This window comes from Mycolicibacterium sp. CBM1, assembly GCF_054073305.1.
On the sequence record NZ_JBSXPP010000019.1, the window covers coordinates 101,200 to 114,001 of the forward strand.

The 12,802-nt window shown below is 65.5% G+C and carries 13 protein-coding genes and 1 pseudogene; 10 read left to right on the top strand and 4 right to left on the bottom strand.

The features are described from left to right. Nucleotides 1-8: 8 nt before the first annotated feature. Entirely contained in the window at nucleotides 9-1,490 is a 1,482-nt protein-coding gene (locus ACXDF8_RS22445; RefSeq protein ID WP_457225481.1) for a cytochrome P450, read from the bottom strand. A gap of 139 nt (nucleotides 1,491-1,629) precedes the next feature. On the opposite strand from ACXDF8_RS22445, the gene ACXDF8_RS22450 reads away from it, so the two are divergent. Together ACXDF8_RS22450 and ACXDF8_RS22455 are read left to right on the top strand one after the other, a co-directional pair. Further along, the gene (locus tag ACXDF8_RS22450; RefSeq protein ID WP_457225482.1) at nucleotides 1,630-2,265 is read left to right on the top strand and encodes a TetR/AcrR family transcriptional regulator; all 636 of its coding nucleotides are present in this window, start codon (nucleotides 1,630-1,632) and stop codon (nucleotides 2,263-2,265) included. Nucleotides 2,266-2,269: 4 nt separating this feature from the next. Then, nucleotides 2,270-3,139, top strand: coding sequence for an SDR family oxidoreductase (locus ACXDF8_RS22455; protein ID WP_457225483.1), 870 nt, complete (start codon nucleotides 2,270-2,272; stop codon nucleotides 3,137-3,139). A 1-nt stretch (nucleotide 3,140) separates the two neighbouring features. Here ACXDF8_RS22455 and ACXDF8_RS22460 read toward each other — a convergent pair. Further along, nucleotides 3,141-4,142 (bottom strand): annotated as a pseudogene (locus ACXDF8_RS22460) (DNA polymerase IV). Continuing rightward, nucleotides 4,130-4,732, bottom strand: coding sequence for a TetR/AcrR family transcriptional regulator (locus ACXDF8_RS22465; RefSeq protein WP_457225484.1), 603 nt, complete (start codon nucleotides 4,730-4,732; stop codon nucleotides 4,130-4,132). Before ACXDF8_RS22465 ends, ACXDF8_RS22460 begins: the two are co-directional and overlap by 13 nt. An 87-nt stretch (nucleotides 4,733-4,819) precedes the next feature. Here ACXDF8_RS22465 and ACXDF8_RS22470 point away from each other — a divergent pair, with 87 nt between their 5' ends. The 5 genes from ACXDF8_RS22470 (at nucleotide 4,820) to ACXDF8_RS22490 (ending at nucleotide 9,283) form a co-directional block, all read left to right on the top strand. Further along, complete coding sequence (locus ACXDF8_RS22470) at nucleotides 4,820-5,362, top strand: NADPH-dependent FMN reductase (RefSeq protein ID WP_457225485.1); 543 nt, start codon at nucleotides 4,820-4,822, stop codon at nucleotides 5,360-5,362. Between the two features lie 448 nt (nucleotides 5,363-5,810). Continuing rightward, a complete protein-coding gene (locus ACXDF8_RS22475; protein WP_457225486.1) occupies nucleotides 5,811-6,053 on the top strand; it encodes a redoxin NrdH in 243 nt (80 codons plus the stop codon). 27 nt (nucleotides 6,054-6,080) lie between these two features. Continuing rightward, a complete protein-coding gene (nrdI, locus tag ACXDF8_RS22480; protein WP_457225487.1) occupies nucleotides 6,081-6,563 on the top strand; it encodes a class Ib ribonucleoside-diphosphate reductase assembly flavoprotein NrdI in 483 nt (160 codons plus the stop codon). 14 nt (nucleotides 6,564-6,577) lie between these two features. Next, the gene (gene nrdE, locus ACXDF8_RS22485; protein ID WP_457225497.1) at nucleotides 6,578-8,695 is read left to right on the top strand and encodes a class 1b ribonucleoside-diphosphate reductase subunit alpha; all 2,118 of its coding nucleotides are present in this window, start codon (nucleotides 6,578-6,580) and stop codon (nucleotides 8,693-8,695) included. A 96-nt stretch (nucleotides 8,696-8,791) separates the two neighbouring features. Continuing rightward, on the top strand, nucleotides 8,792-9,283 hold the full coding sequence (locus ACXDF8_RS22490; RefSeq protein ID WP_457225488.1) for a nuclear transport factor 2 family protein: 492 nt from the start codon (nucleotides 8,792-8,794) through the stop codon (nucleotides 9,281-9,283). A gap of 75 nt (nucleotides 9,284-9,358) precedes the next feature. Here ACXDF8_RS22490 and ACXDF8_RS22495 read toward each other — a convergent pair whose 3' ends face one another. Continuing rightward, nucleotides 9,359-9,745 carry a DUF5997 family protein gene (locus tag ACXDF8_RS22495; RefSeq protein WP_457225489.1) on the bottom strand — a complete coding sequence of 129 codons (387 nt, stop codon included), beginning with the start codon at nucleotides 9,743-9,745 and terminating at the stop codon, nucleotides 9,359-9,361. A 29-nt stretch (nucleotides 9,746-9,774) separates the two neighbouring features. Here ACXDF8_RS22495 and ACXDF8_RS22500 point away from each other — a divergent pair, with 29 nt between their 5' ends. The 3 genes from ACXDF8_RS22500 to ACXDF8_RS22510 all read left to right on the top strand — a co-directional run bounded on the left by ACXDF8_RS22500 (nucleotide 9,775) and on the right by ACXDF8_RS22510 (nucleotide 12,800). Then, nucleotides 9,775-10,488, top strand: a complete 714-nt coding sequence (locus ACXDF8_RS22500) for a LysR family substrate-binding domain-containing protein (RefSeq protein ID WP_457225490.1) — start codon at nucleotides 9,775-9,777, stop codon at nucleotides 10,486-10,488. A gap of 153 nt (nucleotides 10,489-10,641) precedes the next feature. Beyond that, nucleotides 10,642-11,529 carry a phytanoyl-CoA dioxygenase family protein gene (locus ACXDF8_RS22505; protein ID WP_457225491.1) on the top strand — a complete coding sequence of 296 codons (888 nt, stop codon included), beginning with the start codon at nucleotides 10,642-10,644 and terminating at the stop codon, nucleotides 11,527-11,529. A gap of 167 nt (nucleotides 11,530-11,696) precedes the next feature. Further along, complete coding sequence (locus ACXDF8_RS22510; protein ID WP_457223823.1) at nucleotides 11,697-12,800, top strand: IS3 family transposase; 1,104 nt, start codon at nucleotides 11,697-11,699, stop codon at nucleotides 12,798-12,800. The last annotated feature ends 2 nt before the right edge of the window (nucleotides 12,801-12,802 follow it).

Genomic DNA, 12,802 nt, shown 5'->3' on the forward strand with positions numbered 1-12,802 from the left:
CGGCGCGATCAGCGCAGCGGGCGCAGCACGATCGGCATACCGTCCATCGGCACCGGCATGCCGGCGTAGTCGTAGCGTGGCTGATAACCCGGATGGGCCAGCTCCAACCGGTACTTGCGCAGCAGCCGGTGCATGACGGTCTTGATCTCCAGCTGACCGAACACCATGCCGATGCACTTGTGCGCACCGCCGCCGAACGGTGCGAACGCGTAGCGGTGCCGCTTGTGCTCGGAGCGGGGCTCGGCGAAGCGGTCCGGGTCGAATTTCTCGGGGTCCGTCCACAGCTCGGGCAGCCGGTGGTTGAGGCCGGGCCAGACGTTGACGTTGGTGCCGGCCGGAATGAAGTGGCCAAGCAGCTCGGTGTCGCGCACGGCCTGGCGGACATTGAACGGCAGCGGGGTGACCATCCGCAGCGCCTCGTTGATCACCAGGTCCAGCGTCTCGAGCTTCTCCAGCGCCTCGATATCCAGCGGGCCGTCGCCCAGCCGCGCACACTCGTCGCGGCAGCGCTCCTGCCACTCCGGGTTGGCGGCCAGCTGGTTGGCCATCGTCGTCAGCGTCGATGTCGAGGTGTCGTGGGCGGCCATCATCAGGAAGATCATGTGGTTGACGATGTCGTCGTCGGTGAACTTGTTGCCCTCGTCGTCGGCCGTGTGGCACAACACCGTCAGCATGTCGGTGCCCTCGGCAAGCCGGCGTTCCTTGAGCCGCTCGCTGAAGTAATCCTCGAGCACCTTGCGGGCCTGCAGCCCACGCCACCATTTGAACGGCGGGACGGAGGTACGGATGATCGCGCCGCCGGCCCGGGTGGTCATGGTGAACGCCTGGTTGACCTTGGTGACCAGTTCGTGGTCGGAGCCGGGTTCGTGGCCCATGAACACCACCGAGGCGATATCGAGGGTCAGTTCCTTGACCGCGGGGTGGAACAGGAAGCGCGGATCGTTGGCCACCCAGTCCTCGGCGATCACCTGCGAGGCCACCCGGTCGATGTGCTCGACGTAGCCCGAGAGGCGAGTGCGGGTGAAGGCCTCCTGCATGATGCGCCGGTGGTACATGTGCTCTTCGAAGTCGAGCATCATCAGGCCGCGGTTGAAGAACGGCCCGATTACCGGGTGCCAGCCCTTCTGCGAGAAGTCCTTGTTCTTGTTGGAGAACACCGCCTGGGTGGCGTCGGGTCCCAGCGCGGTTATCGCGGGCAGGGCGGGGGAGTACGCGTAGTGCAGCGGACCGTATTTGCGGTAGACCTGCATCAGATAGTCCGGACCGCCACGGAACGTCTCGACCATGTGGCCGAGCAGGGGCAGCCCCGAGTCACCCATGACCGCTTTGAGGCCACTACCCGCCGGGGGTTCGGCCAGCACGAACTGCGGCCAGTCCCGCTCACGCAGCCGTTTCTCGACCGCACCCATCCCGGGGATGGTGTTCAGGGTCGGGGTGAACCGGCGGCGGGCCTGGTCCAGGAGGTAGTTCGGGGTACTGATGGTGGCCATCGACGCTCCTCGGGCAAACGGTAAAGGCATCCGGGGCGGCCCGGCGTGTGGCCGGTACCACAGGTACCTCCATCCTCACCATCCCACTTGACGCATGTCAAGTTTTCCTTTCGGCTGCGGCGTGGTGCAAGGTAAACGGGTGACCGCGCATCAGGATTCCGTCGAGGCGCCCCGCCGCCGCGGCGACAAACAGCGGCATGCCATCGTCCAGGCCGTCCGCGAACTGTTGGTGGAGCGGCCCTTCGCCGAGCTGTCGGTCAGCACGATCAGCGACCGGGCCGGGGTGGCGCGCTCGGGCTTCTACTTCTACTTTGACTCCAAGTACTCGGTACTCGCCCAGATCATGGGTGAGGCCGGCCAGGAACTCGAGGAGCTCACGCACTCGTTCGCTCCGCGCGGTCCCGAGGAGACGCCCAGGGCATTCGCCCAGCGGATGGTGCGCAGCGCGGCGGCTGTCTACGCCCACAACGATCCGGTGATGTCCGCGTGCAACGCCGCGCGGCACACCGATGCCGAGATCCGGGATCTGCTCGACGGATTCATCGACAAGACCGTCGACCAGATCGTGCCGATCGTCGAGGCCGAAATCCGCAACGGTACGGCCGACCCGATCACCGACGACCTCCAGGGCCTGGTTCGCACCCTGGCCGCGACGACCGCCTTCACGCTGTGCAGCGAAAGTGCGTTCCTCGGCCCCGGCGGCGACCTCGACCGCGCAGTCCGGATTCTGGAGAAGCTGTGGCTGCACGCGCTCTGGGGCGGACGGGTCGACTGATCCGATGGCCGACGACTTCGCGGGCAAGAGGGTGTTTATCACCGGCGCGGCAAGCGGGATCGGCCGGGCCACCGCCCTTCGCCTGGCCCGTCGCGGCGCCGAGTTGTACCTGACCGACCTCAACGCCGAGGGGCTGGACCGCACTGTCGACGACGCGAAGGCCGAGGGCGCCCGGGTGCCCGAGCACCGGGCCCTGGACATCGCGGATTACGACGCCGTCGCGCATTTCGCTGCCGACATCCACACCCGCCACGGCGCTATGGACATCGTCATGAACGTGGCCGGCATCTCGGCGTGGGGAACCGTCGAACACCTGACCCACCAGCACTGGCGGTCGATGATCGAGGTGAACCTGATGGGTCCCATCCACGTCATCGAGACGTTCTTGCCGCCGATGGTCGCCGCCGGCCGCGGCGGTCAGCTGGTCAACGTGTCGTCCGCCGCGGGCCTGGTGGCGCTGCCATGGCATGCGGCCTATAGCGCCAGCAAGTTCGGGCTGCGGGGGCTCTCGGAGGTGTTGCGTTTCGACCTCGCCCGGCACGGTATCGGGGTGTCGCTGGTGGTGCCCGGGGCGGTGGACACCCCGCTGGTGCAGACCGTGCAGATCGCCGGGGTCGACCGCGACCACCCCAAGGTGCAGCGCTGGGTCAAACTGTTCAGTGGCCATGCGGTGACCCCGGAGAAGGTCGCCGACAAGATCCTGGCCGGTGTCGTCAAGAACCGGTACTTGATCTACACCTCGCCGGACATCCGGGCCCTCTACGCCGCCAAGCGACTGGCCTGGTGGCCCTACAGCGTGGCGATGACGCGAGTGAACGTGTTCTTCACGCGCGCCCTGCGCCCGCGCGGCGCGACCGTCATCCCGCCGGGCTGAGTCAGTCCGGCGGCGCGAGTTCCAGCCGCACGCCCAGCAGGCGCACCGGCCGGTCGAGCTCGAACAGATCCAGCACCTGAAGGGCCGCGCCGGTGACGACCGCTGCATCGGTGCCGGGCTGCGGCAGCTTACGGATCTTGGCACGGGTGTAGAAGGTGTCGGTGCGCACCGTGACCGCCACCCGGGTGACCACCCGCGTCTGCGCGACAACGTCGGCCAGAGCACGGTGGCTGAGTTCGGCGACGGCCGCGTCCATGTCGGCGCGGTCGGTAAGATCCTTCGGGAACGTCGTCACATGGCTGCGCGAGCGGGGGATCCACGGCTGTGCGCTCACGGTGGCGTCGCCGCCGCCCTTGGCCAGGAGGAGCAGCCACAGCCCGGTGCGTGGCCCGAATGCCTCGGTGAGCGATTCGGCATCGGTGACCGCGAGTTCTCGCACGGTGGTGATATCCAGGGCCGCAAGCTTTTTCGCCGTTTTCGGCCCCACGCTCCACAGGGCGTCCACCCCGCGGTTGCCCATGAGTTCCAGCCATCTTGGCGCGCTGTTTGTTGTCACTGATGCCGACCGAGCACGTCAGTCCGGTCTCGGCCGCGACGACGGTCCGGATCCGCTCGGCCAGTTCCACCGGGTCGGCCACGTGGGCACCGACGTACGCTTCATCCCACCCCCAGACCTCCACCGGATGGCCGAGATCGCGAAGCAGGCCCATCACCTGGTCCGACGCCTCGTCGTAGGCGGGCGGGTCCGAGGGCAGGAACGCGCCTCCGGACACCGCCGGGCGGCGTGACGCAGCGGCATCCCCGCGCGCACACCGAACCCGCGGGCCTCGTACGACGCGCACGTCACCACCTTGCGCGCTTCGGTGGGATCTCCACTGCCGCCGACGATCACCGGAAGCCCGATCAGCTCGGGGCGGCGGCGCAATTCGACCGAGGCAAGAAACTGATCGAGGTCCACATGTAGGACCCAGTCGCGAAGTTGGCCGGTGCTCACTTCCCGCACAGCTTGCGCGCCAGGCTTTCCCACGCGTCGCCGAGACTGTCCGGGCTCTGGCCGCGATCGACGAGCTGGTGGGTGACGTAGTCGGCGTCGAGCAGGGCCAGCAGCGCATCGGTTTGGGCGTCGAGATCCCCGGTGGTCCCTGCGCTGGACAGCAGTACCCGAATGTGGGTGTGCTGCACCGCGAACGGCGGGCCGTAACGGGTGTCGTGGTCGCGGCTGACCTCGCAGAGCAGGGCGCGGTGGGTCTGGACGAATCGCAACCGCTCGCGCCCGAAGGCCACTAGGCGATCGAGCGGCGGAGCGTCCGGGCCCAGCGGCGGTGGCCCGAACAGAAACGCCTGCTGGAGGGCGATCTCGTCCTCGTCGAGCAGCACCATCATCAGGGCGGCGCGGCTGCCGAAGCGGCGGAACAACGTGCCCTTGCCGACGCCGGCGGCGGCCGCGATATCGTCCATCGAGACGGCGTCGGCGCCACGCTCGGCGATCAGAGTGCGGGCCGCCTCGAACAGCAGAGCACGGTTTCGGGCCGCGTCGCCGCGCTCCTGCGGCGCAGAGACCGGCAGCAGGCTAGCCCGGTCGATGGCGCTCACACCCTTACTTTAACTCAGGGCGAAATAAATCGGACTGCGGTCCGGTTGGGTGGTGAGAAGATGTCGAACGACGGAAGGATTGTGGACATGGCAGGGATCACGGTGCTGACGCTGGTAGGAAGCCTTCGGGCGGCGTCGATCAACCGCCAGCTGGCCGAACTCGCGGTGGAATCCGCCCCGGACGGGGTCAATGTGGTGCTCTACGAAGGGCTGGGCGAGCTGCCGTTCTACAACGAGGACATCGACACCGACGATGCCCCGCCGGTGGTGGTGGCCCTGCGCGCCGCGGCGGCCGAGGCTGATGCGGCGCTGGTCGTGACGCCGGAATACAACGGGAGCATCCCTGGGGTGCTCAAGAACGCCATCGACTGGCTGTCGCGGCCGTACGGCAACGGCGCGCTCAAGGGCAAGCCGCTGGCCGTGATCGGGGCCGCGCTCGGCCAATACGGCGGCGTGTGGGCGCACGACGAGACGCGCAAGTCGTTCGGGATCGCCGGCCCGCGCGTCGTGGAGGACGTGAAGCTGTCGCTGCCCGCCACGGCGCTGGACGGCAAGCATCCCAGGGAGAACGCCGAAGTGGCCGCCGCGGTTGCCGACGTGGTCGGCAAGCTCGCCGCCGAAGTCGGCTGACAGGGGTTGGCCCCACCAAGCCGCCGGTGCTGATGCGCCGGCGGTTTGTGCTTTTACGGGACGCCGCTGCGGGTGCGGCGGCGATGTCGGTGCCTACTGATAGACCTGGGTGCAGAGGCGCTCCACCGGCGTGTTGTGACGTGCGACACGCCGGGACGCCATCCGTCGGGGGCTTACGACCAGGGAATTTCAGAAATGTTATTCAGAACATGTTGTATCTCTTCACCCTGTCGGCCACTAGGTGTAGTGTCTGAGACGCCGACAGACCCGAGAGTCACAGGTCCGCCGGATCGCCGAAAACGAGGCTGAGATGTCGTTTCGAGCGGATCCGTCGCCCAGGAATTTCGACGTCCGGAAGCTCGCTGGAAGTTCGTGAGTGCCTGCGCACAGCCCGTTCTGTGACCGACTTGAGTCCACCTTCATGTTTCGCTGAGGAGCCATACCGCAGATGACCATCACCGTGTACACCAAGCCCGCCTGCGTGCAGTGCAACATGACCTACAAGGCCCTGGACAGCCAAGGCCTGACCTACGACGTCGTCGACATCAGCGAGGACGCCGAGGCCCGCGACTACGTGATGGCGATGGGCTACCTGCAGGCGCCGGTCGTGGTTGCAGGCGGTGAGCACTGGTCCGGCTTCCGGCCGGACCGGATCAAGGCCCTCGCCGGCGCCGCCGTCCTGAGCGCCTAGCGGCCCAGGCGCCTCTGGGGGAACGCGATGAATCCGGATGGCGACCTGAGCCTCCACCGCCCGGTGCGGTTGGTGTACTTCTCCAGCGTTTCGGAGAACACCCACCGCTTCGTGCAGAGGCTCGGGGTGCCGGCCATCCGGATTCCGCTGCACGACCGCGTCGAGGTACACGAGCCGTATGTGCTGCTGCTGCCGACGTATGGCAGGGGCAAGGGCGACGGCCCGACCTATGACGCCAAGGGATACGTCCCCAAGCAGGTCATCAGGTTCTTGAACGACCCGCACAACCGGTCTTTGATCCGGGGCGTGATCGGAGCCGGCAACACCCAGTTCGGCGCTGAGTATTGCTTTGCGGCAGCGATGGTTTCGCACAAATGCCGGGTGCCGTATCTGTATCGCTTCGAAATGATGGGAACCGCAGAGGACGTGGAAGCCGTTCGTGCGGAATTGACGGAATTCTGGAAGGACGAGGACACGTGTCACCAACGGCCACAGCTGCAGAGCCGGTAACCTCGACGCACGCGTTGCCGGGGGAGACTGACTACCACGCGCTCAACGCGATGCTGAATCTGTACGACAAAGACGGCAAGATTCAGTTCGACAAGGACGTGCTGGCGGCGCGCGAGTACTTCTTGCAGCACGTCAACCAGAACACCGTCTTCTTCCACAACCAGGACGAGAAGCTCGACTACCTGATCCAGAAGGACTACTACGAGCGCGAGGTGCTCGACCAGTACTCCCGCAATTTCGTCAAGACGCTGCTGGATCGCGCCTACGCCAAGAAGTTCCGGTTCCCGACTTTCCTGGGCGCGTTCAAGTACTACACCTCCTACACGCTGAAGACGTTCGACGGGAAGCGCTACCTGGAGCGTTTCGAGGACCGTGTGGTGATGGTGGCGCTGACGCTGGCCGCCGGTGATACCACGCTGGCCGAGAAGCTGGTCGACGAGATCATCGACGGCCGTTTCCAGCCGGCCACCCCGACCTTCCTCAACTCGGGCAAGAAGCAGCGCGGCGAGCCGGTGAGCTGCTTTCTGCTGCGCATCGAGGACAACATGGAGTCCATCGGGCGCTCGATCAACTCCGCACTGCAGCTGTCCAAGCGCGGCGGCGGGGTTGCGTTGCTGCTTACCAACATTCGTGAGCACGGCGCGCCGATCAAGAACATCGAGAACCAGAGCTCGGGCGTCATCCCGATCATGAAGCTGCTCGAGGATTCGTTCTCCTACGCCAATCAGCTCGGAGCGCGGCAGGGAGCGGGCGCGGTCTACCTGCACGCCCACCACCCCGACATCTACCGCTTCCTCGACACCAAGCGCGAGAACGCCGACGAGAAGATCCGCATCAAGACGCTGTCACTGGGTGTGGTCATCCCGGACATCACCTTCGAGCTGGCGAAGAAGAATGAGGACATGTACCTGTTCTCGCCCTACGACGTGGAGCGGGTGTACGGGGTTCCCTTCGCTGACATCTCGGTGACCGAGAAGTACTACGAGATGGTCGACGACGCGCGGATCCGCAAGACCAAGATCAAGGCCCGCGAGTTCTTCCAGACGCTGGCCGAGCTGCAGTTCGAGTCGGGCTACCCGTACATCATGTACGAGGATACGGTCAACAGAGCTAATCCTATTGATGGCAAGATCACGCACTCGAACCTGTGCTCGGAGATCCTGCAGGTCTCCACGCCGTCGGAGTTCAACGACGATCTGTCGTATTCGAAGGTGGGCAAGGACATTTCGTGCAACCTGGGTTCGCTGAACATCGCCAAGGCGATGGACTCACCGGACTTCGGTCAGACCATCGAGGTGGCGATCCGGGCGCTGACCGCCGTCAGCGACCAGACCGACATCACCTCGGTGCCGTCGATCCAGCAGGGCAACAATGACGCGCACGCCATCGGCCTCGGGCAGATGAACCTGCACGGATACCTTGCGCGGGAGCGGATCTACTACGGCTCCGAAGAAGGCATCGACTTCACCAACATGTACTTCTACACGGTGCTCTACCACGCGCTGCGGGCGTCGAACAAGATCGCAATAGAGCGCGGCACCACGTTCAAGGGTTTCGAGAAGTCGAAGTACGCCAGCGGCGAGTTCTTCGACAAGTACACCGATCAGGTGTGGGAGCCGGCGACCGAGCGGGTGCGGGAGATCTTCGCCAATGCCGGGATCCGCATTCCGAATCAGGACGACTGGCAGCGGCTCAAGGAGTCGGTGCAGACCCACGGCATCTACAACCAGAACCTGCAGGCAGTTCCGCCGACCGGTTCGATCTCCTACATCAACCACTCGACCAGCTCGATCCACCCGGTGGCGAGCAAGATCGAGATCCGCAAGGAAGGCAAGATCGGCCGCGTCTACTACCCGGCGCCGTACCTGACGAACGACAACCTGGAGTACTACCAGGACGCGTACGAGATCGGCTACGAGAAGATCATCGACACCTACGCCGCGGCCACCCAGCACGTGGACCAAGGCCTGTCGCTGACGCTGTTCTTCAAGGACACCGCCACCACGCGTGACGTCAACAAGGCGCAGATCTACGCCTGGCGCAGGGGAATCAAGACGCTGTACTACATCCGGCTTCGTCAGATGGCACTGGAAGGCACCGAGGTCGAGGGTTGCGTGTCCTGCATGTTGTAGCGGTCTGAAGGCCAGTGGCCAGTTGTTGCACGCGCATCGCGAAAAAGTGTGTATCAACTGGCCATTCGCCGCTTAGCCGCGCGTAACGTGACCACAGTGACCACCCATTCGTCGGCCCCTGAGCCGCTGCGTTCCTTCACGGCCACCGGTCCGGCCGGCCGCACCGACTTCGACGCCCCGGACAGGCTCGCCATCAAGAATCTGGTCGATACCTACGCGTTGGCCTACGACAATTATCAGGCACAGACATGGTTCGATCTGTTCGCCGACGACGCGGTCTTCGTCGTCGGCCTGCCCGGGCAGCCGCCCGCTGAGCAGCGCGGGGAGGAATTCCGCAGCTTCTGGCGCGACCGGATATCCGACTTCCGCACCAGTGGCAATCAGCGGCGCCACCTGATGTCCAACATCGTCTTCCTCGAGCAGACGGTGACAACAGCCCGAGCCAGTGTGGTGGGACTGCTGGCCAATACCGCGAACGGAACTACGTTCGCGACCGTAGCAGCACTGAACTACGAGGGTTGGTTCGTCAAGCAGGACGGCGTCTGGAAGATCAGCCGCTGGCACGACTTTCCCGACGGAGTCTTGTAGGCCCGACCGGCTTGACGCCGATGGAGCGGAAAGTCGGTGCACCGCTGTGACGCGGCGGCTCCCGGCCCCGGCACGTCAGCCCTTGCGCGCTTCCTCTGCGCGCAGCGCCTTCAGCCGCCGCTCCTCGCTGAGCACATTCTGGTAGTTCTCCCGTTCGGCGACCAGCCAGGCGGGCTTCTCGGCGAGCAGTGCTTCGATCTGCTCGGTGGTCAGCGCCTCGGTGATGCCGCCGCGGGTGAGGCCCGAGATCGAGACACCCAGCTTGGCGGCCACCAGGTTCTTCGGGTGCGGCCCGCTCTTGCGCAGATCCTGCAGCCACTGCGGCGGATCCGCCTGCAGAGCGGCCAGCTCGTCGCGGGTGATCGCGTTCTCCTGGAACTCCACCGGGGTCGCAGGCAGGTACACGTCCAGCTTCTTGGCCGCCGTCGCGGGTTTCATGGACTGCGCATTGGGCCTGCTCATGCCGATGAGCTTATCGGTAGCCTGAGGCGATGATCCGGCCCTCGCTCACCCTCGGGTATGTCCCCGGGGCGACGCCGGCGAAGTGGGCCCGGATCTGGGCCGACCGGCACCCCGATGTCCCGCTACGGTTGCGCACCGCCGCCGCTGCGGACGCGGCCGCCGACCTGCGGGACGGGACCGTCGACATGGCCTTGCTGAGGTTACCGACGGACACCTCGGCGCTGGCGGTCATCCCGCTCTACGAGGAGACCACGGTGGCGGTGGTGCCGACCGAGCACCTGCTCACCGCCGCCGACGAGATCTCCGCCGCCGACCTCAACGACGAGCCGATCCTGCTGCCACTCGACGACGTCGTCGCCTGGTCACAGGCTCCCGGCAAACCGATCGAGCACCGGCCCGAAACCACCGGCGACGCAATCGAACTCGTCGCCGCCGGATTGGGTGCGCTCATCGTGCCGCAGTCGCTGGCCCGACTCCATCACCGAAGGGACCTCACGTATCGACCGATCATCGACGCGCCGATGTGTGCAGTGGCGCTGGCCTTCCCGGAGGGACAGCCGACGACACTGGTCGAGGAGTTCATCGGCATCGTCCGCGGCCGCAAGCCCGGTTCGTCACGAGGACAGGCCGAGCCGGCGCCGAAGCGCACCGCGCGAGAGAAGACCCTGGCCAAACAGGCCGCTCGCGCCGCCGCGGGCAAGGTGGCCCGCAAGCCGGGGCGCACCGATCGCGGGCGGCGCTGACCCCGCCTCGCCTGCCGACTGTGGGCGTTGTGCACGACTGCGGGCGGATGCGCATGCACAGGCCCCACAGTCGCGAGCCGTCGGCACAGCGACCGTAACGGGTGCGTGACGCTGTTTTACCTGGTCAACACACATCCCCGAGATACTCGAACGATGACCGCGCTGACGCACGTTCCGGCCACGACCTGCCCGGCCGATCTTGCCGACCACCTCCGCCGCGACGGCTACGTCATCGTCGACAACCTGGTGCCGGACTCGTTGATGGACGCCATCGACGACGAACTCGGGCCCTACCTCGACGCAACTCCCATGGGCTACAACGCGATGATCGGCCGCAAGACCCGCCGCACCGGTGCGCTGATCGCCCGCTCACCCGCCTGCCGCACGCTCATTCAGAACCCGAGCATTCTCGGCGTGTGTCAGGACTTCCTCGGCCACGCCAGCGCGTTCCAGCTGATGCTCACCCAGGTGATCTCCATCGAGCCGGGCGAGACCGACCAGGCGCTGCACCGCGACCAGAACGCGTTCGACTTCTACCCGTTCCCCGACGACTACCACGTGCAGTGCAACACGCTATGGGCGATGACCGACTACACCGCCGAGATGGGCGCGACCCGCGTGGTCCCGGGCAGCCAGGTCGGGGACAAGAAGCCGACCGACTACGGCGACGACGAGTGCCTGCAGGCCGAGATGTCGCGCGGATCGGTGCTGCTGTACTCCGGCAAGATCGTGCACAGCGGTGCCGCCAACCGCAGCGACAAGGTGCGCCGTGCCATCAACGTCAACTACTGCGTCGGCTGGGTGCGCCAGGAGGAAAACCAATTCCTCTCCGTTCCACCGGAAGTCGCGCGAACACTCGACGATGACCTGCTGAAGCTGATCGGGTACCAGGAAGGCGCGTGGGCCATGGGCTACTTCCGTGACTTCGAAGACCCGCTGCGCGCGATCCGCGGGGACGACGTCGCCTACGGATTCGATGCCGCCAAATTGACCGGCAATGCGGGCGCAGCGTTCGCCGACCAACTCACCCATAGCGAGTAACTGACTGGCGTGTTCCCGGTGAACGAGTCCAGCTGATCTGTACCCGTGTTGTTGGTCCACGGTCATGCGAGTAGAGGGCAGAGTGATCATCGGGAGGTCACATGCCCCGTCAGTATTCGTCGTCGGTCCGTCGGCAAATCGTTGCGCGGCTGCGATCGGGTGAACCGGTGGCTGCCGTTGCGGTCGAGACCGGGATCTGTGAAGCAACTCTGTTCCGTTGGAAACGTCAGGCACTGATCGACGCCGGGGTCATCGAGGGCATTCCCAGTGTGGAGGCTGACGAACTCGCCGCGGCTCGCAAGCGGATCGCGGCGCTCGAGGCCGAGCTGGCCCTGACCCGCGACGCGTGCGAGCTGTTCGACGAGCAGGCGGTGGTGCCCCCAAAACGCCGACGCGCGATCACTGAGGGGCTGATCGCGCGAGGATACTCAGGCCGATCTGCCTGCCGGATAACAGGATTGACGCGTTCTCTATTGCAGTATCACCGGCACCGCCCTGTCCCGGACCGCGAGGTGCGTCGCCTCATTGTGGCCGACACGATCACCGAGATCCACCAACGCTCCCGCGGCACCTACGGGCGCCGGCGGGTCCGCGCGGCGTTGTTGGCCGACTACGAGATGAACGTCAACCACAAGCTCGTCAACTCGATAATGGCCGAGCACGGCCTGTACGGGGTGCCGCGTCCCGGGCGGCGGAAACCCAACCTGATTGGTGTCGACACCCCCGTTGACCTGGTCAATCGGCAGTTCACTGCCACCAAGCCGAACGAACTGTGGTGTACGGATATCACCGAACATCCCGCGCGTGACGGCAAGGTGTATTGCTGCGCGATCCTGGACTGCTTCTCGCGGATGATCGTCGCCCGCACCTTTTCCACCACCCCCGACACCGCCCTGGTCAACAATGCGGTCAACATGGCCGCCGATAGCAGAAACCGCAGTGGCCCAACGATTCTGCATGCCGACCATGGTAGTCAGTTCACGTCCTGGAGCTTTGGTGAGAACATGCGGCGGTGGGGCCTGCTCGGCTCGTTCGGTACCGTGGGCGACTGCTTCGATAACGCCGCCATGGAGTCCTTCTGGGCACGGATGCAAGTCGAACTACTCAACACCCGCCGTTGGGCCACCACCATCGAATTAGCTGCCGCCATGGCCGATTACATCGACAACTTCTACAACATCGAACGCCGGCACAGCTACCTCGGTAACATCAGCCCCACAGAGTACGAAACGCTCTGGACATCCACCTATTCGATCCCTCAACTCGCATGATC